Origin of the sequence: Pantoea anthophila (assembly GCF_026104315.1) — a bacterium.
GTDB lineage: Bacteria > Pseudomonadota > Gammaproteobacteria > Enterobacterales > Enterobacteriaceae > Pantoea > Pantoea anthophila.
In genome coordinates, this window is sequence record NZ_CP110473.1 from 1,122,049 (window position 1) to 1,146,371 (window position 24,323).

Sequence of the window (24,323 nt, forward strand, 5' to 3'; positions counted from 1 at the left end):
ACGCCGTTACTTCAGCAGCAGAACGAAGGTTCCGAACCAAAGTAATGCGAAAAAAGAAATTCCCATCAAGGCATATTTCACAAAGCAACTCCTCTGAGCGGTTACGATGATGGCGATCCCAAACCAGTGCAACGCGAACAGATGTGGAAAAGAGAGCGCCATAAGCGGCAGGGTCTTCTCTTGTCCGGGTCGATCTGAATAACTCAGAACAGGATCGAGCGCTAATTTACGCGTAATCCCGCCCAAATGAAATAGGTCCGTTCTGAGATATTGCTCACAATATTACGGTACGTCGATGTCCGGGATCGCAGACATGCCGACACGCAACTGGGCCAGATTGGGTTGGTCACTATCCAGCACAATTTTGACCGGCAAACGCTGAACCACTTTAGTGTAGTTGCCGGTAGCGTTATCGGGAGAGATAGCGGAAAAAGTTGCGCCGGTTGCCGGTGCAATGCTGTCCACGTGGCCGGTGAACGTCCTGCCAGGCAGGGCATCTACCCGGATCTGCACCCGCTGACCGGGACGCACATCGCTGAGCTGCGTCTCAAGATAGTTCGCGGTCACGTAGGTTTGCTGCAGCGGGACCACCGCCAGCAGACGTGTTCCGGCGGAGACATAGGCGCCTGTCCGCACCGCACGCTGACCGACCATGCCGTCCACCGGGGCGACAATACGCGTGTAGGAGAGATTCAGCCGGGCCTGATCGACGCTGGCCTTCGCGGCAGCCACATCCGCTTCCGCCGACCGCACCGCTGCCTGGAGTACCCCCACCTGTTTAACGGCTGACGCCAGCGCGGCCTGACTCTGGTGAACCGCCGCCAGGGCTGAGCGCTGAGTTGAGCTCGCTTTTTGCTGATCGTCGGCTGCAACGGTGCCGCTCTTATAGAGGCGGTTGTAGCGTTCCGCGCTCTGACCGGCATACTGTGCTGACGCCTGACTGGCCGCTACGCTGGCTTTTTGCTGATCGATCACGGACTGCTGCTGTTCAAGCTGCGCCTGACTGCTGAGCAGCTTCGCCTGGCTCACCTGCAGGTCAGCGGTGGCGCTCTCCAGCGCCACGCGATAGTCACGATCGTCCAGCGTGGCCAGCAGCTGGCCTGCTTTAACCTGCTGATTATCCTGAACCTGCACGCTGCTGATATAGCCCGGGACTTTCGGTGCCACCAGCGTGTAATCGGCATTGATGTAAGCATCGTTGGTGCGGTGATCGTTGCCGTTCATCAGTGACCAGACGACAAAGGCCATGACCAGCAAAATCACCAGCAGCAGAGTCAGCAGCAGGGTTCTTTTCATTTCAAAAGCACGCATATTCAGTTATTCCGGGAAGGGGGTTGAATCAGAGTCTGCGGCGGCCAGACCCGTTTTGGCAGGATGGCGGTCAGCACCAGCAGGCAGGCGGCAAAGCCTGTCAGCATCAGCCAGCTGTCGCTCAGGCCCAGCACCGTTGCCTGATGCCGCACCAGGGTGGCGAATCCACTCAGATTCGCGCTGGTACTGATGCTGCCGTCAGGCAACAGCGGCAGGCTGCTGCTGGCCTGAGCGGCGGTCGGTGCGGTCATCAGCCAGCTGCGGCTGGCCGCCTGGTCGATCAGCACGCTGGAGTGAAACTGCTCGCGGTGAGTCAGGAATACTTCAACCAGTGTGGAGGCTGCGATGCTGGAAAAGCCGCGCACCGTATTAAACATCGCCGAGGCAAAGGGGCCTTCGGGTGGCGCCACGACGCTGGTGGCGCTCATCAGAATCGGCAGAATGATCATGGGTTGTCCGAACGCCTGCAGGATCTGCAGCAGCCAGAAATTCTGTCGCGCCCAGTCGCTGGTGATCTGTGTGCCCAGCAGACAGGCAACCACCAGCAGGCCGACGCCCGCCGTCAGCATCCAGCGGCAGTCGACCCGGCGAATATTCAGCAGGGCGGCAATCAGCGGCGCGATCAGCAGCTGCGGCAGGCCGACCGTCAGCGCCAGCGGGGCAAACTCCAGGGTGCGAAATCCGCTGACCTGAGCAAAATAGGCGGAAGGCAGGGCAGAACCTGACAGTCCCAGGATCAGCACGCAGGCCAGGCCCAGCAAGCCATGCGCCAGATTGGGCCGCCGGAGCATCTGCAGCTTAAACAGCGGCAGCGGGTGAAACCACTCGTTAATCAGAAAGACCAGCAGCAGCGGCAGAGCCGTCAGCAGCATCCCGGTAATCAGCGGCGAATTGAGCCAGTCGAGTCGCTCCCCCTGGGTCAGCACCAGCACCAGCAGCGCCACCCCACTGCAGCCGGTCACCATGCCGAACAGATCGATCTGCTGAAAGCGTTCGGGACGCAGCGGGTCCTGCGGGATCCCGCGGCTGATCAGCAGCATGGCAATCAGCATGCCGGGCACCACCTGCCAGAAGACCATCATCCAGCTGACGTGATCGGTCCACAACGCGGCGAGCGAGGCCGCCATGTTGGGACCGAACGTCGCGGTCAGGGCATAACCTGCCAGGCCAAAGAGTTTAAACGGGGGCGGCAGAAAGCGCAGGGCAACCGTCATCAGCATCGGCGGTAATGCGCCGCCAAAAAGTCCCTGCAGAACGCGCAGGCTGATAAACAGCGTAGGGTCAGGCACCAGCGGCAGCAGAATACCGGTCAGCATAAATCCCGCTGACACGCCGAGCGTGAAGCGTCGCAGCGACAGCGTGACGGCAAACCAGGGCGCAATCATCATGGCAGCGACTTCGGCCGCCTGATAACCGGAAATAATCCAGCTACCCTGATCGACACTGATACCGATTGCGGCACGAATATCGGCCAGCGCAATATCACTGACGCGATCGTTCAGTCCGGAGGTCAGGGCGGCGATCAGGACACCGACTAAACCCAGCGCCAGACGCAGCGTAAAGGGGTGGGGGGCCGGCACAGCGGCGGACCTGGCGTTCATAGCAGGCGATCTCGTTATTATGATGCAGTGTATTGCGATGTGATACAGCCGGTAATATTACATCCCGGTATGCTGTATTGCAATGTGGTACAGGCTGTAAAAAGTGCGGCAATCGGGTTACAGTAAGGCAGCTCAAACAGGACGACGCTATGGCACATCACCCCTCCAGCCGCGAGGATGAAAAAACGGGCGGTATACAGGTCATCGCCCGTGCGGCAAAAATTCTTAATGCGCTGGGCCAGCAGCCGGGCGGCATGAGCCTCGGCGAGATCGCGCAGGCGGTCGAACTGCCGCGTTCAACGGTGCAGCGCATTGTCGCCGCGCTCGACAGCGCAGAGCTGGTGCGCAGCAGCGGGGCGGGCGGACTGCGGCTGGGGCCGGCACTGCTGAAACTCATCTCCAGCGTCCATACCGATGTCGTAGACCTGGTCAGCCCGCTGCTGGAAAAACTCTCCTCCGATACCAACGAAACCGTCTCACTGGCACGCGCCAGCGGCAGCCAGCTGGCGATTGTTCATCACGTGGTGGCATCGCGTGAGCTTCGTGTCGTTCCGCATATGGGACTTAATCTGCCGCTTTACAGCACATCCGGGGGGCGGGCACTGCTGGCGCTCGAGTGTGACAAAGATGTGCGAACCATTGTCGGCGATGACTGGCAGGAGTTAACGGATATGACCGTGAAAACCCTGCCGCAGTTGCTGCAGCTGCTCGGGGAGGTTCGCGAAACCGGCATTGCCGTGGATCGGGGCGAAACGCTGGAAGGGGTCTCTACCATGGCGTTTGCGCTGGATACGCTGTTTGGTCGTTTTTCTGTCTCTTTGCTGGTGCCCTCTGCACGTTTTCTGCGACACGAAGCCCGCTTTCGTGACGAGATGCTGAAGTGTAAAGAGGCACTGGTACGTGAAATCGGCAAAGTTGCCGCGATAGAAGGATAAGCATCTGATGAAAACCCTGCTGATGGCCATTGATCACTCTCCGGTAGCGGAGAAAGTGGTCGCCTTAACCATTGAAGAAGCGCTGGCACATCGTGCGGAAGTGGTGGTGCTGTGCTGTATAGATCCTGCCTACTCCGCCTGCAATCAGCCGATGGAAATCGACGCGGGTGAAGATCCGGCCGATTTTGTGGCCGCGCAGGATGAGCAGAACACTGCGGAGCTGGTGGTGCGCCATGCGCTGGCACCGCTGCTGCGCGCCGGCATTACGGCCCGAGGCATGATTCTGGCCGGTGACGCGGCAGAGTCTATCGTTGCCCAGTCGCAGCAGCTCAAGGCCAGCATGATCATTATGGGGCGTCGCCATCTCTCCTCTTTTAACCGGTTATTGAAAGGCTCCGTCAGCGCGTCGGTCATTGAACGTGCGCACTGTCCGGTGCTGATCGATGTGCGTAAGGATTAATCCCGCCGCATGAATGGGCTGCTTTTTATTACGCTGGCGGCGTTTGCGCTGCTGGCGCTGATCATTATTGTTCTGATCAAAACGACCCGGCTGCGTTTGTGGCAGGGGCTGGTTCTCTTTCTGCTGCCGCTGATACTGGCGAATCTGGTCTGGTTCAGCTGGGTCGTCCCGCATCGGTTGCAGGCCAGCCAGCATGAGCAGGCGGTGAAGCAGCTGGCAACAATGCCGGGCTACCGGGTGCTGCAGACGCAGGAACCGGCGCTGTGGCTGCTGCTGACCCAGGAGCTGACCCGCCGCATCCGGGCCGGAGAACCGGCTGAGCAGGCGACGGGCGAACTGCGCGGCTGGCTGATCGAGGTGATTAATCAGCGGCTGATGCGCGGAACGGATCAGGCGGTTGTTAACTATATCCGCGTTTCAGTCGAAGAGATGAAGGCGCTTAACAGACTCGATCCGGGCCTCTGCTTCCGTTATCTCTATCCGCAGGTGAGCGGAGGCATCAATTTGCTGACCACGCTGCCACCTTCCCTGAACCGCAAGGAGGCGGATGCGATGGAACAGCTGCTGCTGAACAGTCCTCCGCCCGATCAGCCACTGGATAAGCCGCTGGCACAGGCGGATCTGCAGAACATCGTCGGTCGCCTCTATCAGCAGTGGGGCGAAAAGCTGCAGCAGCTGAATATGCCTGCCGACACGGCGGTAGACCGTTCCTCGCTGTGTGCCATGTCTATCGATCTCTACAGTGCCATTCTGGCATTACCTGACAAGCGCGCCGCTAATCTGTTACGTAGAATGATTGCCCTGACCGGTCAGTAACGGATGGCCGGAAGCGGGCAAAAAAAGCCCGCTAAGCGCGGGCAGGGAAGAAAGGAACAGATTCTTATTTTTGGCATTTCCTGGTGTGGTGCAGTCTTTCGTTGGGTCTGACTGCATCCTGTCATGTCTGGTACGATAGCGATAGCCGTTTAATCGTATCGCATTAATTGTCAAAATCTTCTAAGGTTTCGATTTTTCGCGCATTAATCCTATGGATGCGTGACAGGCCGCGTCATACACTGCGCGGCAAAGTGAGGACAACGAAATGAAAAAATTAATTACCGGCGCACTGGCGCTTATTCTGCTGAGTGGATGTACCTCCAGCAAACCCGGGGCATTTGAACGTGTTGACGAAGATCCCAGCTCAAATACCGTTCAGTATCGGTTTGACCCGCTGAAGGTCAATCGTGATGCGATGGATATTGACCTGGCGAATTACTGCAGCAACAAAGGATTTGATAAAGTGGAGGCGCTGCCGGCACAGGAAAGTCATATTCCGGGGCTGAAGAAAGCGTGGTTCCAGTGTAATTACGCCATAAAAAGCTAAATAAAAAAGGGCGGGATAATTATCCCGCCCTGACGATTTTATATTTTTATTTTATGCTGTGTGACATCTTTGCCCGTTAATGGCGATGGTGACCGCCATGATACCCTCCGTGATGACCTCCGTAATAGCCTCCGTGATACCCGCCACCTCCATGGTGCCAGCCGTTGTCGTGCCTCGGGCTGATGATACAACCGCTTAATAAGGTCATCAGCGTTACCACCGAAGCGACTTTAATTAATCTCTTCATCGGAAGCGTCTCCTCTTTTCCAATGACTATGACATTACGACGGAAAAGTGGAGTGAGAATGCAGGCTTTGTAGAGTTATTTAAACAGATATGACGGAATATTTCAGCGCGGTCTTTTCTGCGGCGGCTGAAAATAAAGAAATCAGAATGGGCTGAATAATAAACACTATCAGAGAGAATCTTCTTAAAATCAAGCGAAAATAATTCTCATATGACCGTTTTTATCACTACATTATTAGCAGGTCAGTTTAACGGGAGAAAAACATGGCACATGAAGTAAGACATATTCTGGCATTACAGGCTGAGCTGGGCGAATGTCCGCTCTGGTCAGTGGAAGAACAGGTGTTGTGGAGTGTCGATATTCTGGCACCGGCGATTCACCGTTTCGACCCGGCCAGCGGTGAACTGCAGACTTTTCCGCAGGCGGAAGAGGTAGGCTGCATTGGTCTGCGCGAGCAGGGTGGACTGATCGCCGCCTTGCGTAACGGTGTCTGGCTGCTGGACGCACAGGGCCGGCCTGAGAAAAAGATTGCCGAAAATCCGGGTGACGCGCCGTTAAGCCGGTTCAATGATGGACGCGTCGATCCCTGGGGCAATTTCTGGTGTGGCAGCCTGTGGGAGCCGCAGGATAAAAATGGCGGCCTGCTTTGCCGCGTCACGCCCGACCTGACGCTGGAGGTGAAAGCGCGCGACATCAAAATCTCTAACGGGCTGGCTTTCTCCCCCGATCGGCGCTGGATGTATCACAGTGACACGCCGAACGAGACCCTCTATCGCTATCCTTTAGATGAGCAGGGGGAACCGGGCGAGCGTACGGTATTCCGGCGCTTCGATGCGAAAGGGGGACTACCGGATGGTGCTGCGGTGGATAGCGAAGGATTTTACTGGTCAGCCCAGTTCGATGGCGGACGTGTGGTGCGTATCGACCCGCAGAGCAGTGAAATCGTCGATGAGATCCTGCTGCCGGTGAAGTGGCCAACCATGGTGGCCTTTGGCGGCGCCGACCTTAAAACGCTGTTTATCACCAGCTCACGGGAAGATCGAACGGAGGAGGAGCTGGCGCGCTATCCCCTGTCGGGCGATCTCTTTGCTGTGGACGTGGCCGTGGCGGGTGTGGCAGAGCCGCGTTTCCGCGGCTGAGGATGATTGGGCCGTGGCAACACGGCCCGACAGGATCAGTGGCGCTGCAATACCGGTGCTGGCGCAACCGTACGCTGTGGCAGACGGATAGTGAGTGACAGGAACAGGGAGATGACCAGCAGCGTCATAATCAGGCTGAATGTCACCGTGAAACCGCCAAACAGTGAGGCAACCAGTGAGCCCAGTACGCTGCCGATGCCAAAGCCGAGATAGAGCAGGCCATAGTTTTTGGTCAGGTTATTAAGGCCGAAGAAGTCACTGACCAGCGAAGGAAATACCGTGATGGTTCCGCCAAAGCTGAAGGCCACACAGGCGAGTGACAGGAAGAAAGTGCTCTCATTCATCCGGGTGAAAAGCAGCACGCTCATCCCGATCAGCGACACGATCTGCGCCAGCGAAATCACCCGGATGCGCATCATCCGGTCGGACAGCACGCCCAGCACCAGACGACCGCTCAGGTTAGCGATGGCGATCACGGTGACGGCACTGGCGGCAGTCTGGGTGGTCAGATGCACCAGGCCTTCACCGATGTCTTTAGCCACCCCGATAACATAGAGACCACTCATGCAGGCGGTCAGGAACATCAGCGCCAGCATCCAGTACTGCGGCATACGCACCGATTGTGCCAGCGTATAATCACGCGCCTGTTGCTGACCTCGCTGGCTGCTGCTGTTTTCCTGCAGAGGCGCATCGCGCATCAGCAAAGCCCCCAGGATAATCATCGACATGGCCAGCACGCCCCAGATCATAAAGGTCTGCTCCAGACCTACCGAAGCCAGCAGAGCGCCGCAGATGAACTTGAATCCCAGACTGCCCAGGCCATATGCGCCAATGGCACAGGCAGAGATCATCCCTTTGCGCTCCGGGAACCACTTCACGCAGTTTGACAGGGTCATCAGGTAACCGGCCCCATCGGCCAGACCCACCAGCAACCCGGCGCTGAAATAGAGCATCATCAGGTTATCAGCCTGCGCGGTCAGCCAGAAGCCGACCGCCATTAGCACACCGGCTCCGATTGTGACGCGGCGCACGCCAAAACGTTCCTGTAATTTACCGGCCAGTGACGAGGCAATTGCCAGCCCCAGACTCAGCAGGCCAAACGAAAAAGCCACCTGACTGATCGGTGCATTCAGCTTGTGGGAGAGCTGGCCGTTGAAAAGACTCCATGTGTAGACTGACCCCAGCGCGAACTGAGTGATTACGGTGCCGAACAATGTAAGCCAGCGGGAACGCTGGTATGAAGCCTGCTGTGTCTGGTTCATCATTTATCTCTCCCGTCCGGGAATCTGGAAACTGCGGTCAGAATAAAGCAGTAACGCGCGCGCAGGCGTAGCAAACGCATGAACGGAACGGATCAGGGAATGAAATGCCATCCAGCGGGTATGAATGGCATTGTGCACTCTCTGTGAGGTCGCGCTGAAGGTAACCAAAGCGGCAACCTGATGAGTAAGCGTAATGAGCGGTAAGATAATGTTTCACACTGCTGTTTCTGTAAGCAGGTTTCCGGATCTTTTGCCAGGATAGGGGTTCACTCAACAGGAGGAAATATGAAAGACCGGACATATGAATCCACTACCAGTGAAGATGAAGTCTGCTGCATCATCGGTCAGGCCGTGGTTGAACTCAGTACAGAACAGCAGCCTGTGACGAAATCGACGCTGGCACTCAAGCTGCTGTCGATGGCTGACCGTGACGGTGACGATGAGCGTGTTCTGCTCTACTGGATTGCGCGCAAAGCGATCAATCAGCCGCAGCAACTCCTCCCGCAGTCGTGGGCATAAAAGCCAGCCCATGCGGACGCTACGCCCGCATCTCTGTCAGACGGTCGCCCGGCTTACGCTGAGCGGCCAGCGGGCAAACATCACGATATTGCCCAGCAAAATCATGACAAGGCCAGGGATGGCACTGGCGTGCCACTCATATCCCTCATAGCGGGTTGACAGTGCCAGCGCGACCAGCGGAAACAGCACCGTCGTATAGGCCGCCCGGCTGGCACCGATGCGACCCACCAGCGTAAAGTAGGCACCAAACCCCATCACCGATCCCACAATCGCCAGATAGCTTACCGCGCCTGTCCACTGCGCGTTCCACGTCGGCTGCAGTGAAACCCCCTGAAGCAGTGAAACCAGCGCCATCATTAACGCGCCGTACAACATGCCATAGCTGTTGGTGGTCAGCACGTCACGATGCAGACGCTGATGCCGCTGACTGATCATATTGCCGAATGAGAATCCCAGCGTGCCCAGCGCACTTAATCCAATGCCCCATAGCAGGCCCGCAGAGGTCTCTGTGTTGCGCAGATCGTGCCAGAACAGCGCCACAATGCCTGCCATCCCCAGTATCATGGCTGGAAGCAGTCGCGCGGAAGGGCGCTGACGGAAAAATATCCAGCTGTTAATGGCGTTATAGATCACCGCCATGGAGAAGATGACCGACTCCAGACCACTGCTGATATATCCCGAAGCGTAATAGAAACAGACAAAATTGAAGCCAAACACACAGCAGCCCTGCAGCAGACAGAAGAGATGATCGCGCAGGGTCAGCTTATCCAGCCGCTTCATCAGCTTAAGCAGAAGCAGCATCACCACCGAGGCCAGTAAAAAACGCCAGAAAACCGCGACGGTCACCGCGCTGGCGCCCGCAGACTGTTGCGCATAAATCGCAATCCAGGTTGTGCCCCAGATCACCACCACAGAAAGATATAAAAACAGGTTCATGGCCTGAATCTCCACGTTAAAACACGGAGTCTGCACCGGTACGGCAACCAGGTCTTACAGCGGATTGCGCGGAGTTTGCAAAATCTTGCGCATTTTTCTGTGTCGTCCCGATGTGACCTGTTTTCTGTCCCGCGTTGTCCGTAAACTGGCACTCTGTTCAACCTGAAACGCGACCCCGATGCCTGTTTATCAGACTTTTGAAATGCTGCAGCGCCAGAAAGCACAACTGCGTGATCAGGTGCAGCTTCACAGCGGCATTCAGCTGGCCGCCTGGTTTAACAGTGGCGATCGTGTCACCAACTTCAGCGATCACCACACGCTGAGCCTCTATGTCGCGGGGGGATATGACACCTGGCACAAAACTGCGCATGGCTGGCGCAACGGTGGGGCACCGGATCGCTTCTGTCTGATGCCTGCCGGCACCGAGTCGACCTGGGACCTGCGGGCCGATCTCGCCTTTGTCCATCTCTACTGCAGTGAGACGCAGCTGCGACAACTGGCTGAGCGGGTATGGGATCGCAGCCCGGCACAGTTAACCCTGCATGAGAAAATCTTTTCTGCTGACGACCGTATCACGCAGCTTTACCGACACTTTCTGCTGAGCTGCGACTGGCAGCAGCCTGCCAGTCAGGTGATGCTGAGCAGCGCCTCCACCTTACTGCTGACCCACCTGTTGCAGCGCTACAGCGACGTGCAGTGGCAGCTGCCTCAGGTGCGGGGCGGCCTGGCACCGGCGGTGTTACGGCGGGTGCTGGACTTTATTGAAACCCATCTCGACCAGCCTTTAACCCTGGCGGTGCTGGCACAGGAAGCGGCGCTCAGCGAGTTTCACTTTGCCCGCATGTTCCGGCACACCACCGGCGCAGCGCCACACCAGTTTGTGATGCAGCGTCGGATGGCACGCGCACACGCTTTGCTGGCACGTCCCGATCTGACACTGACTGAAATTGCCTTTCAGTGTGGTTTTCACTCTTCCGCGCATTTCAGCCATCGGTTCCGCCAGGTTTATGGCATGACGCCCTCCGCCTGCCGTCGGGCGCAGAGCTGAAGGCGGTTTTAAAAACGTTTTAAATGATCTCCGGCCACATATTAAAGAGTGCGTGAATCGGTATCTTCTGGTGGCGAAAACCACCGCGCTGGCTGGGTGTGAGGGAGGGTTTAAATCTATTCTCACCAGCGGTTCCTGCAATTATTGCATTAAATCAGGCACGCTTTGTCTTAATAAAAATTCGATGTCATTCTGGACATCTTTCTTAGGAATATTCCACAGTTTCTCCTGTCAGCCCGCGTTATAAAGTCCGACGTTTCTTTCCGCTTTTATATCTTCTGTTCCAGAATGCTCCTTCAGTCAGTCAATGACTCTTTTTGGTGTAGCTGTATTGATGCAAATCAATGCCATAACCATTTACGAGCAATTTTTCGTTCGTTTTCACTGCAGCGACATAAATGTTTATTTAATTGCTCACTTCTGGCTCAAATCGCTGGTATGGCGACAATCACCGCTATTAAAATTCAGCAGAAAATTCTTAATATGTTTGGTAAATAGCGTAATGATCTTAAGATTTGATCTTATATCGATCATTATTCTATTATCGTGCGTCTATAGCTTTAGTCTGAAAAATCCATGTAGCGATAATCTGAGGGATGATGAGATGTCGGATAGTTTCCAGAGTGAAGTGCCGAAGGCACGTATTAATTTGAAACTCGATTTGCATACGGGGGGCGCAAGCAAGAAAACGGAACTCCCCCTTAAATTACTGGTGGCGGGTGACTTCAGTCATGGTCAGGAATCTGCACCCCTGTCTGAGCGTAAGAAAGTTAATCTCAACAAAAATAACTTTGACGCAGTGCTTTCCGAATATTCCCCAAACGTCAATCTGACCGTTAAAAACACACTTGCCGGTGATGGCAGTGAGGAAAATATCACGCTGACATTCCAGAGCATGAAGGATTTCACCCCGGAACAGGTTTCACGGCAAATACCCCAGCTGAAAGCCATGCTTTCCATGCGCAATTTACTTCGCGATTTAAAAGCCAACCTGCTGGACAACCAGGCATTCCGAAAAGAGCTGGAAAAGATTCTGCTCGATCCGGCATTGAGCGCAGAACTCAGAGCCGAACTCTCCGCCCTGGCCCCGAAACAGCCATAACGATCACGATGCTTTAACGGATTAATAAGGAAGATGCTGATGTCTGTAAAAAATGAGAATGCCGCGGGTGGCGAGAGTGTCGTGCTGGAACGTCCTGCTGCCGGTGGGGTATATGCCTCCCTGTTTGAAAAAATCAACCTGAACCCGGTGTCTGAATTGAGTGCGCTGGACATCTGGCAGGACGCGCAGGCGATGTCAGATGCGACCGCGGATGAGCGTCTGACTGCCGGGATGCAGGTGTTTCTGGAATGCCTGACAAAGTCGGGCTCAAAAGTCGAAAAGCTCGACAAAAACCTGATTGACCACCATATCGCGGAACTGGACTATCAGATCAGCCGCCAGCTTGATGCCGTGATGCATAGCGAAGAATTCCAGGCAGTGGAAAGCCTGTGGCGCGGCGTGAAATCCCTGGTTGATAAAACCGATTTCCGTCAGAACGTGAAGGTTGAACTGCTGGATATGTCAAAAGAAGAGCTGCGTCAGGACTTCGAAGACAGCCCGGAAATCATCCAGAGCGGATTGTATAAGCAAACCTATATTGAAGAGTATGATACACCGGGTGGCGAACCGATTGCCGCGCTGATTTCCGCTTACGAGTTTGATGCGTCTGCGCAGGATGTCGCGCTGCTGCGCAACATCTCCAAAGTCTCTGCCGCAGCACATATGCCGTTTATCGGCTCGGCTGGCCCGAAATTCTTCCTGAAAGATTCGATGGAAGAAGTGGCTGCTATCAAGGATATCGGTAACTACTTTGATCGCGCGGAGTACATCAAGTGGAAATCCTTTCGCGAGACGGATGACTCCCGCTACATCGGTCTGGTCATGCCGCGTGTGCTGGGCCGTCTGCCCTATGGCCCGGACACCGTGCCTGTTCGCAGCTTCAATTATGTTGAGGAAGTGAAAGGCCCGGATCACGACAAATATCTCTGGACCAACGCCTCTTTTGCTTTTGCCGCAAACATGGTGCGCAGTTTTATCAATAACGGCTGGTGTGTACAGATTCGGGGCCCGCAGGCCGGTGGTGCGGTTCAGGATCTGCCTATTCATCTGTATGACCTTGGCACCGGCAATCAGGTGAAAATTCCGTCCGAGGTCATGATCCCGGAAACCCGCGAATTTGAATTTGCCAACCTGGGTTTCATTCCGCTGTCATATTACAAAAACCGCGACTATGCGTGCTTTTTCTCGGCGAACTCCACTCAAAAACCTGCACTCTATGATACCGCGGATGCGACGGCCAACAGCCGTATCAATGCCCGTCTGCCCTACATCTTCCTGCTTTCGCGTATTGCCCACTATCTGAAGCTGATTCAGCGTGAAAACATCGGTACCACCAAAGACCGTCGTCTGCTGGAGCTGGAGCTGAATACCTGGGTGCGCAGTCTGGTCACGGAAATGACCGACCCGGGCGACGAGCTGCAGGCCTCTCACCCGCTGCGGGACGCCAGAGTGGTGGTGGAAGACATTGAGGATAACCCCGGCTTCTTCCGCGTGAAGCTCTATGCCGTGCCGCACTTCCAGGTGGAAGGGATGGACGTCAACCTCTCACTGGTTTCTCAGATGCCTAAGGCCAAATCGTAAGCTAAGGCAGGAAGCCAATGAAAACGGAACAGCCGTTATGGGGCCGGGGGCAGATGATCTCACCCCAGCACTTCCAGCAGCAGGCCGCGTATGCGGCCTGGTCAGCGGAATGCATCGCCCGACTGGGGCTCTCCCATCCCTGGGGGGTGATTGAGGCAACTTTTGAACCTGACGCATTAAAACTGGGCCGCCTGCAGGCCAGTCATCTGCACCTCCGCTTTCCCGACGGCACGCTTGTCGACACGGATAGGGGGGATGACCTGCCACCGGTGCTGGCGCTTGAAGGGGAATCCCGGGATGTCGGGGTGGTTCTGGCGCTTCCGCTGATGCGGGCAAACGGGGGCAACTGTCTTAAGCCTGATGAGGTAGCCGATCGCCCGGTTCGTTATCGTCAGTGCTGGCGGGATGTTCGCAACCTCTTTGGGGAAGATACCCGTCAGATTGCGGTGATGCAGCCCGCGCTGACGCTGCGTTTTGCTCATCAGAACAACAGTGATTACCTGACCTGCCTGGTCGCCCGCCTGCAGCAGGATTCGCAGGGCCGCTGGACACGCGATGATGCATGGCTGCCCCCGTTGCTCGCTCTGCAGGGCAGCCGCTGGCTGGTGAATCAGCTGGAGCAGTTGATGACACAGCTCCGCGCTCGTCTGAGTCGCCTGATGGCGATGCGCCGGGAAAGTAACGAGCGTATGGCGGATTTTGCCGTAGCCGACGTGTCACTCTTCTGGCTGCTCAATGCCCTGAACAGCGCCGAGCCGGTATTGGGTCAGTTTCAGCGCCACCCGCAAAGCCCGCCGGAGCGTCTGTACCCGGAACTGGCGCGGCTGGCGGGCAGCCTGCTGACCTTCTCGCTGGAGCATCAGGTGAGCGCGATTCCGATCTGGCAGCATGAGCAACTGAATCACGTATTCCCGCCGCTATTTGATTTGCTGAGTGATCTGCTGGAAGCCAGCCTGCCGTCACGGGTGGTGGCAATTGAGCTTGAACAGGATCCCCGGCTTCACGTCTGGCAGGCTCGTCTGCATGACCCACGTCTGCGTGAAGGGGCGGATTACTACCTCTCCGTGCGTTCACCGATACCGGTGGCACAACTGCAGGAGCAGTTCCCGCGCCAGTGTAAGGTCGGCACGCCTGATCACGTCAGAAGTATCGTCAATTCTTCGCGGGTAGGTATTCCTCTGACGCCATTGCGTCATGTGCCGGCCGCCATTCCGCTGCGCCTGGAAAACCAGTATTTCAGCCTTGATGTTTCTCATCCTCTGGCCACTGAAATGCTTCAGAGCGGTACCTGTATGTTTTACGTGCCGGGCATGCTCGGCGAGCCTGAACTTGAACTCTTTGCGGTACTGAGAACATGAGTAAGCCTGAACGCGGTGTTTCCACATCTATCGATATTGATGCTCTGCTGCAGAATACCTGGCTACAGGTGATTAGCCTGCGTTACGGCCCGATATTTCAGGAGGGAGAAGGGCGCATGTTATGGGAGCGTTGCATTGCTGATGTCGAACGGGTCCAGCGCGAACTTAAAGCGAGCGACCTTGATGAAGCCAGCTGTCAGCATATTCTCACGGCACAGTGTGCGCTGCTTGATGAGGCGGTCAAAGGTCGCGGTGTGGAGGATGATGCCTGTGTGCAGTGGTATGGCATTCCCCTGCAGGGGTACTTCCTTGGCACCATGGACGCGGGTGACACGTTGTGCGATCGGATGCGCGCAGTGCTGCGTGACCCATCGCCCGATCGGGCCGTCCTGACCTGCTTCCAGCGGGTCATGATGCTGGGATTCCTGGGCAGCTTTCGTGCTCTGAACGATCCGGAGCGTCAGAAACTTGTCAGCGCACTGAGTGAACAGGTCTCACCGTTCAGCTATCCCAATACGCTTCCGGTTCTGGCAGAAAGTGGTGCCGGACGGGGGATGGGGCGCTGGCTGGACTCATGGCCCGTGCGTATCGGCCTGAGCGTCGTGGTGGTGGCCGCACTCTGGTGGGGGCTGGATCACTGGCTGGATCAGATGCTGCAGAGCCTGTTACCGGGAGCCGTGAAATGAGTCAAGCACAACAGCGCGCGCTTGTACTGTGGGCCGCCCTGCTGAGTGCCGTGGTCTGCCTGAATTTCCTGCCGGTATCCCGACTGGTTTCTGTGCTCCTTCTGCTTATCGTTCTGGGGGGTACCCTGGCGTTCCGGACGATCGCCAGTCGTCGTGCGGAGCATGACGTTACCCTGCGTCTGGATGACCTCCCGGAAGCTTCCTGGCGTCAGCCTGTGGTGCTGTTCTGTGGCGATCTGCCGCTGACATCCCGACAGCCGTCACCGGTGTTCACTGGCACGCAGGGATGCTGGATCCGTGTGACGGATCATCAGGATCTGGTTCAGGTCGCTCAACAGGTTCTGTCGCTGCGGCCTGACTGGGGTCGCCAGCTATCGGTGATGGTCAGCGTCTGTCCGCAGAAACACGCCGACAGCGAAGCGCTGACCCGTCGTCTGCTGGCCCTGCGCTGGCAAATCAGCCAGTTGCGTAAAAAAACGGGTCATTGTGTGCCACTGGTTCTGAAGGGGCAGATTGGCAGCGCGATGACGGATGATCTGCTCTGGCAGGCGGCTATTCCGGGTGAAGGCGTGAGGGTCTGGCGGGCGTCTTCAGCGCCGGGTTCAATCGCTGAATGGATCACCACCGGTGGGTCGCCAGCGATGCAGCAGCAGGTGCTGATAAACAGCCTGATGGCGTGGTTTCAGCAGCATGTCACTGCGCGCTTCATGGATGAAAATCCCGATGTTCCGGTCATCGCACCTGTTGCGGTGTTGTGGGGAATGGGACCGATCCTTGCCGGCAGTCTGGCCACATCTGCCTGGACTGCATGGCTAGCCCGTCACACTGCGATCCAGCAGGTTGCGGGCTGGCAGCCGGTGGGAACGGACAGCACGGTGGTTTCCCCCTTCCCGGATTTTATTCTGCCGCTGCTCCCTGAAGGACGCGGCCTGACGCCACGTGGGCGAGCCTGGCGTTATGCGCTCGGGATTTTCACGCTGGCTGCCATTGCTGCCCTGCTCAGCAGTAGCTGGAACAATCGCCAGCTGCTGCGGCGTGTGAGCTTCGATATTGCCCGCTATGACCGTATCCCGATGCAGGATTTCGGCCCCAAAGCCGATGCCGTGGCTGTCCTGCGTAACAATGCGGCAGAACTGGATGACCAGGCGCGCAATGGTGTACCGGCTCGGATGAGCCTGGGTCTCTATCAGGGAGAGCGTTTGCGAATGCCGGTGCTGGAGGCGATCCGTTCGTATGTGCCGCCACCGCCGCCGCCTGAACCGCAGCCGGAACCTGAGCCGGTACCCAAAATTATCCGTCTCGACAGCATGTCGCTGTTTGATTCCGGCAAATCTGCGCTGAAAGCGGGCTCCACCAGAATGCTGGTGAACTCACTGGTCGGCATCAAAGCGAAGCCGGGCTGGCTGATTGTCGTGTCCGGCCATACAGACAACACCGGTAACCCAAAACTGAATCAGACGCTGTCACTCGAGCGTGCCGCAGCGGTACGCGACTGGATGCGTGACACCGGTGACGTACCGGAAAGCTGTTTTGCGGTGCAGGGCTATGGCGCAAGCCGTCCGATCGCAACCAATGACACCCCGGAGGGGCGTGCGCTCAACCGCCGTGTCGAAATCAGTCTGGTACCGCAGGCCAGTGCCTGTCAGATACCGGGCCACACCCAGGCGTCATCGCAGGATGATGACGCATCACTACACAATGGAGAGTAATTTCATGGCAATTCCTGTTTATCTCTGGCTGAAAGACGACGGCGGCGCGGACATCAAAGGGTCCGTGGACGTTCAGGATCGAGACGGCAGCATCGAAGTGGTGGCACAGCAGCATAACCTCTACATCCCGACCGACAACAACACCGGCAAGCTGACCGGCACCCGTATTCATACCCCGTTCCTGTTTACCAAGGAGATCGACTCCTCCAGCCCCTACCTGTACAAGGCAGTGACCACCGGGCAGACCCTCAAGTCTGCTGAATTCAAATGGTACAGGATCAACGACGCGGGCCAGGAAGTGGAGTACTTCAACACCAGACTGGAAAACGTGAAGGTGGTGAAAGTGAACCCGGTGATGCACGACATCAAAAATCCGGCTTTCGAGAAGCATAATCATCTTGAGCAGATTGAACTGCGCTACGAAAAAATCACCTGGACCTACAAAGACGGCAACATCATTCATTCCGACTCCTGGAACGAACGCGCCACCGCATAAGTCACGAGCGGGCAGAGCTTCTCTGTCCGCTCTTTTTGCTGAGCGTCTGCCTGTGCGGGCGCTCAGCAAAAACATCACATCCCGGAAACAGACCTTATGGGCCTCGGTAACGGCCAGGGGCGGTAGCGTGCCTGAACGGTCCTCAACAGTGAGCAAGCAAATATGGAAAACCCGGCAATCCTTCTTCGACGTCTCAACCCTTACTGCGCCCGTGCGATGGAAGGGGCAGCTTCCCTGTGTCAGATTCGCGCCCATGCTGAAATCCTGCCGGAGCACTGGCTGCTGAAACTGCTGGAGCAGGGTGAAGGCGATCTCACCGTGCTGGCCCGCCGCTATGAGTGGGATATGGACGCCATCTGGCAGGATTTGCTTGCCTGGCTGGATAAGCAGCCGCGTTCAGTACGCCAGCGTCCTCAACTGTCTGACGCCATTCAGACATTGCTGCAGCAAGCCTGGCTGATTGCTTCTCTGAACGGTGAGGAACAAATCCGCAGCGTCCATCTGCTGATGGCGCTGGCAGATAAACAGAAACTGGTGCGCTGTGACGGGCTGTGGCCACTCCTGACGCTGGGCCAGAGTCAGCTGGAACGTCTGCGTCCGCTGCTCGATGCACAGTCGGACGAACGCCCGGAACTGCAGCAGGAAGCGGAACTTGCGCAGAGCCACAGCGGCGGGATGGAATTTGTCGGCCGTCCGGTGGGTGCCGAGCTGAAAGAAGGCGAGCTGAGCCCGGCGCTGCAGAACGCGCTGGATAAATTTACGCTCGACGTCACCGCCAAAGCGAAAGAGGGCAAAATCGACCCGGTGTTTGGCCGTGATACGGAAATCCGCCAGATGGTGGACATTCTCTCGCGCCGTCGCAAGAACAACCCGATTCTGGTGGGCGAACCGGGTGTGGGGAAAACCGCGCTGGTGGAAGGCCTGGCGCTGCGTATAGCCGAAGGCAACGTGCCGGAATCTCTCAGGCCGGTTGTTCTGCGCACCCTGGATTTGGGGCTGCTGCAGGCGGGCGCGGGCGTAAAAGGCGAGTTCGAACAGCGCCTGAAAAACGTCATCGACGCGGTGCAGCAGTCTCCGCTACCGATTCTGCTGTTTATTGATGAAGCCCACACCATTATCGGTGCGGGCAATCAGGCGGGTGGCGCGGATGCCGCCAACCTGCTGAAACCGGCGCTGGCGCGCGGCGAACTGCGCACTATCGCCGCGACCACGTGGAGCGAGTACAAACAATATTTCGAACGCGATGCCGCGCTGGAGCGTCGCTTTCAGATGGTGAAGGTCGACGAGCCGGACGATGAGACCGCCTGCCTGATGCTGCGCGGTCTCAAATCCCGCTATGCCGAGCACCATAACGTGCATATCACCGATGATGCGGTGCGCGCTGCGGTCACGCTCTCCCGCCGTTATCTGACCGGTCGCCAGCTGCCGGACAAAGCGGTCGATTTGCTCGACACCGCCGCCGCCCGCGTGCGCATGAGCCTTGATACCGTTCCGGAGCAGCTGACCCGCATTCGCGCGCAGATAACCTCGCTTGAAATGGAGAAGCAGGCACTGCTGGAAGATATTGCTTTTGGCAGTCAGAGCCACAGCGAGCGTCTGACGCTTATCGGGCAGGAAGAAGTACAACTGATCCTCAAACTTGATGAGCTGGAAACCCGGCACGGTCAGGAGCTGAAAGTCGCAGAGCAGTTGCTGCAAAGCCGCCAGGACCTCTCCCGTCAGGGCGAAACTCAAGCGCTGCAACAGCAACTGAACGGAATGCAGCACAGCAATCCACTGCTCTCGATCGATGTGGACGTGCGCACCGTTGCCACCGTCATTGCCGACTGGACCGGCGTGCCGCTCTCTTCGCTGATGAAAGACGAACAGACCGAACTCCTGAGCCTGGAGAAGGAAATCGGCAAACGCGTGGTTGGCCAGGATGTGGCGCTGACTGCCATCGCCCGGCGTCTGCGAGCGGCGAAAACCGGCCTTACGTCCGGGGACGGTCCGCAGGGCGTATTTCTGCTGGTTGGCCCGAGTGGCGTCGGTAAGACTGAAACCGCGCTGGCGCTGGCGGATGTGCTGTTCGGCGGCGAGAAGTCACTCATCACCATTAACCTGTCCGAGTACCAGGAGCCGCACACGGTGTCGCAGCTGAAAGGCTCACCGCCGGGCTACGTCGGCTACGGCCAGGGTGGCATCCTCACCGAAGCGGTACGCAAGCGTCCCTACAGCGTGGTGCTGCTCGACGAAGTGGAAAAGGCACACCGCGACGTCATGAATCTGTTCTATCAGGTCTTCGACCGCGGCTTTATGCGCGACGGTGAAGGCCGCGAAATCGACTTCCGTAATACCGTTGTCCTGATGACCTCAAACCTCGGCAGCGACCTTTTGATGCAGCTGCTGGATGAGCAGCCGGAGGCCACCGAAAGCGACCTGCACGAACTGCTGCGCCCGATCCTGCGCGATCACTTCCAGCCGGCGCTGCTTGCCCGCTTCCAGACCGTGATCTATCGACCGCTGGCTGAAGCGGCCATGCGTATCATCGTGGAGATGAAGCTCGACCAAGTCAGCAAGCGTCTGAGCCGCCACTACGGCCTGACCACCCATATTGATGTGAGCCTGTACGACGCACTCACCGCCGCCTGCCTGCTGCCGGATACCGGCGCACGCAACGTCGACAGCCTGCTTAATCAGCAGATTCTGCCGGTGCTGAGCCAGCAACTGCTGACCCACATGGCCGCGAAGCAGAAACCACACACTCTGAAGCTTGGCTGGAGCGACGAAGAAGGTATCTCGCTGGACTTTAACCGGACTGAGGGAGAGAACGTATGAGCAGTCATCCCCCGATCAGATTCAGCCACAACCACCACCTGCTGGCGGTCAAAGGCTGTACGGCGGAACCTGACGTGCTGGCCTTTGAGGGCGATGAGGCCTTAAGTAAACCGTTCAGCTACCGCATTGAATTCACAAGCTCTGACCATGCCATCAGCAAAGAGATGATGCTGATGAAAACCGGCTCGCTGACGCTGCAGGCCCCGGTGGACCAGGGTTACGGCATTAAAGTGCAGCAGGCCGTGCGCACCCTTCAGGGGGTAGTGACCGGCTTTGAACGCCTCAGCACATCAAAAGATGAAACCCATTATGCCCTGACGCTCCGGCCACGCCTGGCGCTGCTTGACCGTTCGCACCAGAACGCCATCTACCAGGACATGTCGGTCCCGCAGATTGTGGAAAAAATCCTGCGCGAGCGTCACAACATGCGCGGCCAGGATTTTCTGTTCTCGCTGTCAAAAGAGTACCCGCGCCGTGAGCAGGTGATGCAGTACGGTGAGGATGACCTGCACTTTATCACCCGCCTGCTGGGTGAGGTGGGCATCTGGTTTCGCTTCACCACTGACACGCGTCTGAACATCGACGTGGTGGAGTTTTACGACAGCCAGCAGGGGTATGAGAAAGGCCTGACCCTGCCGTCAGTCCCGCCGTCGGGCCAGCACTCAAAGGGCGTGGACTCGGTCTGGGGCATGGCGTGCCACCACAACGTGGTGCAGAAGCAGGTCAGCACCCGTGACTACAACTACCGTCAGGCCACGGAAGACATGAACAGCCAGGTGGACGCGACTCAGGGCGACAGCACCACCTGTGGCGATGCCTACCACTGGGGGGACAACTACCTTACCCGGGGTGATGCATACGACCGCAATCCGGCCCCGGAGTCCGGGGCGTTTTATGCCCGCATTCGTCATGAGCGCTACCTGAATGGCCAGACGCGGACGCAGGGCATCACCAGCTGTCCGACGCTCTTTCCGGGCCAGGTGCTGAAAGTCACCGGCGGGTACGAAGTGGCAGAGGTGTTCAGCGCGGGTGTGGTCATCACGGCGATGCGTACGCATGCCTGTCGTGATAAGGACTTTGCCGTTGATTTTGACGGCATTCCTGATAACACCGATTTTGGTTTCCGCCCTGAGCCTGGCTCACGTCCGGTGATGGCCGGGACGCTGCCGGCCCGCGTCACCAGTACCACTGAAAATGACACCTACGGCCACATCGACAAAGACGGTCGTTACCGCGTCAATATGCTGTTTGACCGTGACAGCTGGGAGACCGGATTTGAGAGCCTTTGGGTGCGCCAGTCCCGCCCGTACGCAGGGGATACGTACGGCCTTCACCTGCCGCTGCTGGCAGGAACCGAAGTGGCGATTGGCTTTGAGGACGGTAACCCGGACCGGCCGTACATTGCCGGCGTGCTGCACGACTCGGCGCACGGCGACCACGTCACCATCCGCAACTACAGACGTAACGTCCTGCGGACGCCTGCGAACAATAAAATCCGCCTCGATGACGAGCGCGGAAAAGAGCATATCAAGGTGTCGACGGAGTATGGCGGCAAGAGTCAGCTGAATCTCGGGCACCTGGTCGACAGTGAGAAACAGCAGCGCGGCGAGGGGTTTGAGCTCAGGACGGACAGCTGGGGGGCGATACGGGCGCAGAAGGGGATTTTTATCTCGGCGGACGGGCAGGCGAAGGCGCAGGGCGACGTTCTGGCGATGGAGCAAGCGATCAGCCTGTTAAACGGTGCGGTAAATCAGGTTGCAGAATGGGGAGGGCTTGCAAGAACCCACCAAAACTGTGCACCGGATACACAACCTCTTCAGGCGCTTGTTTCAGGAGCCTGTGAACTTAAAGAACCGACTTTGTTGATGTCTGCGCCGAAAGGGATTGCTGCCGTCACGCCGGAAGCGGCAGTGCTGCACACTGGCAAGGGCCTGTATCTGCAAAGCCTGGGGGAGGTTGATCTTAGCGCGGCGCAGCGTTACTCCGTCAATGCCAGCCAGGCTATCTCTATTCTGGCTCATCAGGAAGGTATGCGTCTGGTCTCTGCCAAAGGCCCGCTGGCGGTGGAATCCCATGCGGATACGCTGTCGCTCACATCGATGAAGGATGTCACGGTGCAGTCCACCCAGGGGCACCTGCAACTGACGGCAAAGAATGGGATCACGCTTGCCTGCGGGGGCGCTTACATCAAGCTCACGCCACAGGGCGAAATCAGCGTGCATGGTCCAGGCCTGTTAAGCCTCAAAGGGCAACATAAATTACAGGGCCCGGCGAGTGAAGATTATCCGCTGCCAGAATTGCCTTCGTCCGTGTGCAAAGAGTGTCTGAAAAAGGCGCAGCGGCTGGCTCAGGGCTTTGTGCCAAGGGAGGCATAAGTGAATACGACCCCTGTTACCGACTGGGTGAATCTGCTTCAGCAAACCTGCGCTGATATAAAAATGACCCACCTTGATTTTATTCTCGACCAGTGCGGTATTGATTTTTCCATTATCCCTGTACTACGGGATTTTTCACCGCCTCTGGTATGGCAGTCTCTCTACCAGGGCTTGCCGGAAGATGCCCTGACTGAAGAGTCGCCGCTGTTGATCAGGATCTCTTTAAACGATCCTCATCAGAAGCAGTGGTTCAATGAGCTGGCTCTGAAAGTACAAAAGACGGCCCCGCTGATGGTGCTCTGTTCTCCCTGGCCTTTCACTGCTCTGGCTGAATGGTTAACTGCCTGCACCGATGCGACACATGAGGGACGTGCAGGGCTGTTCAGATACTTTGATGCCCGTATTTTCCCTTATCTGTTCTCTCATATTCTGGAACCTGATCAGCAGGCTCAGTTGCAGCGCCCGGCGTTGTTCTGGAGTTGGCTGGATCTTGACGAAAAGCCGGGATTGCTGATGGGGCAGGGAGCACAGCCCGCCATCAACGAGAAGTGCCAGAACATCGCTTTGAGCGATAGCCAGTTTGAAGCTCTGATGTGCATCTGCGATGCCAGGCTGATGCTTCGCTATCGTGACGTTCCCGATACGGGATTTGCTTCGCAGGTTGAACGGTTTACGGCCTGTTTCATCGGCATGCTTTCAGCCACCGCCAAAGGGATGATACTGGATAAAGAGCGCGAGGATTGGGTGATTAAGAACCTGATCGTACGGTCCTCAGCAGAAGTCTGAAAGTGGGTTCATGAGGCAGTTCGCCTTCCGGAGAGGCTGCCATACAAGGAATGTAAAATGAAAATAAGACATTACCTCGTGGTACCGGGTGCCCTGCTGCTGGCGGGCTGCAGCCAGCCGGCGGCGAATGCGGAAACCCGGAGTGGCGGTGGTGGAACCATTGTTGCCATCAACCACACCAGATGGGCGATCAACCATTTCAGTGTCGACGGTCAGTCGGGAATAGACATCATCGGGCCGTATCAGGGCGGCGGGGGCGGCTGCTGCTATGGTGTGCCGGCGAAGTGGCGGCCGGGTATGACAGTGAGGGTGAACTGGGAAACTGGCGAAGCATCAACAAAAGGGTTTCCAGGATTCGCTGATTCAAAAAAATACAGAGAATGGCGAGATAAAATTAAGGCCCAGAATAAGCAGCACAGCGCAGTAGTACCGGTTCCGGACTATACGGAACAGGAAACCTGCGGGATCACGTTACATTTTCTGCCCTGTGATGAGGTGAAAGTGACGACCAGCTGTGCCAACTATGGTCACCCGGAACACCCGATCAAAGAGCCCCTTAAGATGCCGGAGCCCAAAGTATGTCCGAAATAAT

22 protein-coding genes are annotated in these 24,323 nt (G+C 57.1%); 17 read left to right on the forward strand and 5 right to left on the reverse strand.

The features are described 5' to 3' along the window. Positions 1-6: 6 nt before the first annotated feature. The 3 genes from ypdK to OJ965_RS07895 form a co-directional block, all read right to left on the reverse strand. The gene (gene ypdK / locus OJ965_RS07885; RefSeq protein WP_099257831.1) at positions 7-81 is read right to left on the reverse strand and encodes a membrane protein YpdK; all 75 of its coding nucleotides are present in this window, start codon (positions 79-81) and stop codon (positions 7-9) included. Between the two features lie 201 nt (positions 82-282). Beyond that, positions 283-1,311: an HlyD family secretion protein gene (locus OJ965_RS07890; protein WP_167429635.1), complete on the reverse strand. Its 1,029-nt coding sequence runs from the start codon at positions 1,309-1,311 to the stop codon at positions 283-285. 2 nt (positions 1,312-1,313) lie between these two features. Further along, positions 1,314-2,912, reverse strand: a complete 1,599-nt coding sequence (locus tag OJ965_RS07895; protein ID WP_140922707.1) for an MFS transporter — start codon at positions 2,910-2,912, stop codon at positions 1,314-1,316. 149 nt (positions 2,913-3,061) lie between these two features. Between OJ965_RS07895 and OJ965_RS07900 the strand changes: the two genes are divergently transcribed. The 5 genes from OJ965_RS07900 to OJ965_RS07920 all read left to right on the forward strand — a co-directional run bounded on the left by OJ965_RS07900 (position 3,062) and on the right by OJ965_RS07920 (position 7,056). After that, on the forward strand, positions 3,062-3,847 hold the full coding sequence (locus tag OJ965_RS07900) for an IclR family transcriptional regulator (protein ID WP_009088889.1): 786 nt from the start codon (positions 3,062-3,064) through the stop codon (positions 3,845-3,847). Between the two features lie 7 nt (positions 3,848-3,854). Further along, entirely contained in the window at positions 3,855-4,307 is a 453-nt protein-coding gene (locus OJ965_RS07905) for a universal stress protein (protein ID WP_009088890.1), read from the forward strand. Between the two features lie 9 nt (positions 4,308-4,316). Beyond that, a complete protein-coding gene (locus OJ965_RS07910) occupies positions 4,317-5,123 on the forward strand; it encodes a hypothetical protein (RefSeq protein WP_265138705.1) in 807 nt (268 codons plus the stop codon). 265 nt (positions 5,124-5,388) lie between these two features. Then, positions 5,389-5,670 (forward strand): putative periplasmic lipoprotein, encoded by a 282-nt coding sequence (locus OJ965_RS07915; RefSeq protein WP_009088892.1) that lies wholly within the window; start codon positions 5,389-5,391, stop codon positions 5,668-5,670. Between the two features lie 510 nt (positions 5,671-6,180). Beyond that, a complete protein-coding gene (locus OJ965_RS07920; protein WP_009088893.1) occupies positions 6,181-7,056 on the forward strand; it encodes an SMP-30/gluconolactonase/LRE family protein in 876 nt (291 codons plus the stop codon). Positions 7,057-7,091: 35 nt separating this feature from the next. On the opposite strand, the gene OJ965_RS07925 is transcribed toward OJ965_RS07920, so the two are convergent. Next, a complete protein-coding gene (locus OJ965_RS07925; protein WP_033736497.1) occupies positions 7,092-8,318 on the reverse strand; it encodes an L-lactate MFS transporter in 1,227 nt (408 codons plus the stop codon). A gap of 285 nt (positions 8,319-8,603) precedes the next feature. Here OJ965_RS07925 and OJ965_RS07930 point away from each other — a divergent pair, with 285 nt between their 5' ends. After that, positions 8,604-8,837 (forward strand): hypothetical protein, encoded by a 234-nt coding sequence (locus OJ965_RS07930; protein ID WP_009088895.1) that lies wholly within the window; start codon positions 8,604-8,606, stop codon positions 8,835-8,837. Positions 8,838-8,873: 36 nt separating this feature from the next. Here OJ965_RS07930 and OJ965_RS07935 read toward each other — a convergent pair whose 3' ends face one another. Next, positions 8,874-9,773 carry a DMT family transporter gene (locus tag OJ965_RS07935; protein ID WP_265138706.1) on the reverse strand — a complete coding sequence of 300 codons (900 nt, stop codon included), beginning with the start codon at positions 9,771-9,773 and terminating at the stop codon, positions 8,874-8,876. A gap of 178 nt (positions 9,774-9,951) precedes the next feature. Here OJ965_RS07935 and OJ965_RS07940 point away from each other — a divergent pair, with 178 nt between their 5' ends. From OJ965_RS07940 to OJ965_RS07990, 11 genes are all read left to right on the forward strand, one after another. Beyond that, positions 9,952-10,821, forward strand: coding sequence for a helix-turn-helix domain-containing protein (locus OJ965_RS07940; protein ID WP_265138707.1), 870 nt, complete (start codon positions 9,952-9,954; stop codon positions 10,819-10,821). A 604-nt stretch (positions 10,822-11,425) separates the two neighbouring features. Next, on the forward strand, positions 11,426-11,923 hold the full coding sequence (tssB, locus tag OJ965_RS07945) for a type VI secretion system contractile sheath small subunit (protein ID WP_140029675.1): 498 nt from the start codon (positions 11,426-11,428) through the stop codon (positions 11,921-11,923). A gap of 33 nt (positions 11,924-11,956) precedes the next feature. Next, complete coding sequence (gene tssC, locus OJ965_RS07950) at positions 11,957-13,504, forward strand: type VI secretion system contractile sheath large subunit (RefSeq protein ID WP_046102318.1); 1,548 nt, start codon at positions 11,957-11,959, stop codon at positions 13,502-13,504. Between the two features lie 17 nt (positions 13,505-13,521). Then, a complete protein-coding gene (gene tssK, locus OJ965_RS07955; RefSeq protein ID WP_265138708.1) occupies positions 13,522-14,862 on the forward strand; it encodes a type VI secretion system baseplate subunit TssK in 1,341 nt (446 codons plus the stop codon). Further along, positions 14,859-15,548 carry a type VI secretion system protein TssL, short form gene (tssL, locus tag OJ965_RS07960; protein WP_265138709.1) on the forward strand — a complete coding sequence of 230 codons (690 nt, stop codon included), beginning with the start codon at positions 14,859-14,861 and terminating at the stop codon, positions 15,546-15,548. The genes tssK and tssL overlap by 4 nt, the downstream gene beginning before the upstream one ends. Then, the gene (locus OJ965_RS07965; protein ID WP_265138710.1) at positions 15,545-17,257 is read left to right on the forward strand and encodes an OmpA family protein; all 1,713 of its coding nucleotides are present in this window, start codon (positions 15,545-15,547) and stop codon (positions 17,255-17,257) included. Before tssL ends, OJ965_RS07965 begins: the two co-directional genes overlap by 4 nt. A gap of 4 nt (positions 17,258-17,261) precedes the next feature. Continuing rightward, positions 17,262-17,753 (forward strand): type VI secretion system effector Hcp, encoded by a 492-nt coding sequence (hcp, locus tag OJ965_RS07970; RefSeq protein WP_046102419.1) that lies wholly within the window; start codon positions 17,262-17,264, stop codon positions 17,751-17,753. 162 nt (positions 17,754-17,915) lie between these two features. Further along, complete coding sequence (tssH, locus tag OJ965_RS07975; RefSeq protein WP_265138711.1) at positions 17,916-20,570, forward strand: type VI secretion system ATPase TssH; 2,655 nt, start codon at positions 17,916-17,918, stop codon at positions 20,568-20,570. Continuing rightward, complete coding sequence (locus OJ965_RS07980; protein WP_265138713.1) at positions 20,567-22,945, forward strand: type VI secretion system Vgr family protein; 2,379 nt, start codon at positions 20,567-20,569, stop codon at positions 22,943-22,945. The genes tssH and OJ965_RS07980 overlap by 4 nt, the downstream gene beginning before the upstream one ends. Beyond that, the gene (locus OJ965_RS07985; protein ID WP_265138715.1) at positions 22,946-23,731 is read left to right on the forward strand and encodes a toxin Tle1 chaperone Tla1; all 786 of its coding nucleotides are present in this window, start codon (positions 22,946-22,948) and stop codon (positions 23,729-23,731) included. A 57-nt stretch (positions 23,732-23,788) separates the two neighbouring features. Then, positions 23,789-24,322, forward strand: coding sequence for a Tli1a family immunity protein (locus tag OJ965_RS07990; protein WP_265138717.1), 534 nt, complete (start codon positions 23,789-23,791; stop codon positions 24,320-24,322). Position 24,323 lies beyond the last annotated feature (1 nt).

What these genes read in the sequence shown, in the direction of transcription:
- OJ965_RS07890 (WP_167429635.1), bottom strand. Translation starts at nt 1,311, where the DNA reads ATGCGTGCTTTTGAAATGAAAAGAACCCTGCTGCTGACTCTGCTGCTG.
- OJ965_RS07895 (WP_140922707.1), bottom strand. Translation starts at nt 2,912, where the DNA reads ATGAACGCCAGGTCCGCCGCTGTGCCGGCCCCCCACCCCTTTACGCTG.
- OJ965_RS07900 (WP_009088889.1), top strand. Translation starts at nt 3,062, where the DNA reads ATGGCACATCACCCCTCCAGCCGCGAGGATGAAAAAACGGGCGGTATA.
- OJ965_RS07905 (WP_009088890.1), top strand. Translation starts at nt 3,855, where the DNA reads ATGAAAACCCTGCTGATGGCCATTGATCACTCTCCGGTAGCGGAGAAA.
- OJ965_RS07910 (WP_265138705.1), top strand. Translation starts at nt 4,317, where the DNA reads ATGAATGGGCTGCTTTTTATTACGCTGGCGGCGTTTGCGCTGCTGGCG.
- OJ965_RS07915 (WP_009088892.1), top strand. Translation starts at nt 5,389, where the DNA reads ATGAAAAAATTAATTACCGGCGCACTGGCGCTTATTCTGCTGAGTGGA.
- OJ965_RS07920 (WP_009088893.1), top strand. Translation starts at nt 6,181, where the DNA reads ATGGCACATGAAGTAAGACATATTCTGGCATTACAGGCTGAGCTGGGC.
- OJ965_RS07925 (WP_033736497.1), bottom strand. Translation starts at nt 8,318, where the DNA reads ATGAACCAGACACAGCAGGCTTCATACCAGCGTTCCCGCTGGCTTACA.
- OJ965_RS07930 (WP_009088895.1), top strand. Translation starts at nt 8,604, where the DNA reads ATGAAAGACCGGACATATGAATCCACTACCAGTGAAGATGAAGTCTGC.
- OJ965_RS07935 (WP_265138706.1), bottom strand. Translation starts at nt 9,773, where the DNA reads ATGAACCTGTTTTTATATCTTTCTGTGGTGGTGATCTGGGGCACAACC.
- OJ965_RS07940 (WP_265138707.1), top strand. Translation starts at nt 9,952, where the DNA reads ATGCCTGTTTATCAGACTTTTGAAATGCTGCAGCGCCAGAAAGCACAA.
- tssB (WP_140029675.1), top strand. Translation starts at nt 11,426, where the DNA reads ATGTCGGATAGTTTCCAGAGTGAAGTGCCGAAGGCACGTATTAATTTG.
- tssC (WP_046102318.1), top strand. Translation starts at nt 11,957, where the DNA reads ATGCTGATGTCTGTAAAAAATGAGAATGCCGCGGGTGGCGAGAGTGTC.
- tssK (WP_265138708.1), top strand. Translation starts at nt 13,522, where the DNA reads ATGAAAACGGAACAGCCGTTATGGGGCCGGGGGCAGATGATCTCACCC.
- tssL (WP_265138709.1), top strand. Translation starts at nt 14,859, where the DNA reads ATGAGTAAGCCTGAACGCGGTGTTTCCACATCTATCGATATTGATGCT.
- OJ965_RS07965 (WP_265138710.1), top strand. Translation starts at nt 15,545, where the DNA reads ATGAGTCAAGCACAACAGCGCGCGCTTGTACTGTGGGCCGCCCTGCTG.
- hcp (WP_046102419.1), top strand. Translation starts at nt 17,262, where the DNA reads ATGGCAATTCCTGTTTATCTCTGGCTGAAAGACGACGGCGGCGCGGAC.
- tssH (WP_265138711.1), top strand. Translation starts at nt 17,916, where the DNA reads ATGGAAAACCCGGCAATCCTTCTTCGACGTCTCAACCCTTACTGCGCC.
- OJ965_RS07980 (WP_265138713.1), top strand. Translation starts at nt 20,567, where the DNA reads ATGAGCAGTCATCCCCCGATCAGATTCAGCCACAACCACCACCTGCTG.
- OJ965_RS07990 (WP_265138717.1), top strand. Translation starts at nt 23,789, where the DNA reads ATGAAAATAAGACATTACCTCGTGGTACCGGGTGCCCTGCTGCTGGCG.